At 55.5% G+C, this 463-nt stretch carries 1 pseudogene; it reads left to right on the forward strand.

What is annotated here, in order from left to right:
* A pseudogene (locus tag AC5O63_RS22420) lies at positions 1–463 on the forward strand (tandem large repeat); the annotation flags it as partial.

Consider the following 463-nt stretch of genomic DNA (forward strand, 5'->3'; position numbering starts at 1 on the left):
GGCTATCACAGGTAGCAGTACGCGTTTTGCAGCGGGAGAATCGTTAACGGTTCAAGCGAGCGACACGAACGGTGGTAAAACCCCAGAAACGACCGTCAATGTATCCGGTGATGGTAGCTGGAATGTGAACCTAGACATGAGTGCGCTGCAAGACGGCCAAATTACCGTGACGGTAAAAGGGGAGAACAACCTGAATGCGGTGGCGACGCCAGCGACAGGCACGGTGCAAATGACCCGAGCGAAGCCAAGTTTAACGGCTGCGAGCTTTACTCCGGGTTACCAAGCCATTGGTCAAAGTGTTGATGTGAGACTGGAGTTTGATAAAGAGCTGCAGTCTGCGACCGCGACTTTGGGCGGCACGGCCATCAGTTCACTGGCGGCGACGGCAGACAAAAAAGTGTGGACAGGTAACGTCACGGTGCCGAGCAGCAGTGACCGCAGTGTGGGACTCGTGGTGAGCAAC

Source organism: Vibrio sp. SCP2 (genome assembly GCF_059295395.1).